This is a genomic window from Paragemmobacter kunshanensis, assembly GCF_011059185.1.
GTDB lineage: Bacteria > Pseudomonadota > Alphaproteobacteria > Rhodobacterales > Rhodobacteraceae > Paragemmobacter > Paragemmobacter kunshanensis.
Genome location: NZ_JAALFE010000108.1, coordinates 1 through 691 on the forward strand (window position 1 = coordinate 1; position 691 = coordinate 691).

At 58.3% G+C, this 691-nt stretch carries 1 protein-coding gene; it reads left to right on the top strand.

What is annotated here, in order from left to right:
* Positions 1 to 159 carry a DUF6362 family protein gene (locus G5V65_RS22580; RefSeq protein ID WP_343162888.1) on the top strand — a complete coding sequence of 53 codons (159 nt, stop codon included), beginning with the start codon at positions 1 to 3 and terminating at the stop codon, positions 157 to 159.
* The last annotated feature ends 532 nt before the right edge of the window (positions 160 to 691 follow it).

Consider the following 691-nt stretch of genomic DNA (forward strand, 5'->3'; position numbering starts at 1 on the left):
GTGCTCTGGATCAAGGAGGCGGAGCGCAAGCTGGTCTGGTCGCGCGCGGCCCGTGTGCCGTGGAAGCAGATCAGCGGGGAACTCGGCTGCGACCGCACGACCGCGTGGCGTCGCTGGCAGCTGGCGCTGACCAAGATCGCCTCACGGCTTAATGCCTAGAAAGCACTTGCTTTTCAGATCGCTGAGCTGTTGGCTCGCTCAGCGATCTGATCGGCGCGCGGCTGCGGTTAGAAGTGCGTTAAGCTCTATCTGGCTCAAAAATACGTCGATCCCCACTAGCCTGGTGTGCTCTTCGTTGTTACTTCTGGACGGAGATGAACGCTTGGAGGCAACGATGCCCTCGGTTAAGCCGACAAAATTCTTTAGGGTCCAGACGGTTGGGCGCGATGGTAAGATCGCGGCTTTCGTTACCCGCCACTCTTCTACCGGTGGTGAAGTGGTCACCCTGAAGCGTGACGTTTATCTAGCTGCCAAGAAGGCCGCAGCTGGTGCCATGAAAGCCCGAAAACAACCCGCATGACGCCACGACATGGCCGGTAACCCTGTATTCGATTTGCTTGGAGCGGAGGGAGACGACATCGAAGCCCTCACCGCTTATGCATTGTACAAGCGCCATAAGAGGGCTTGGTCAAAAGACTTCCTTGCTGAACATGGCAACGCGCCGACTCCGGCTGACGATCTGGCGTTCGCG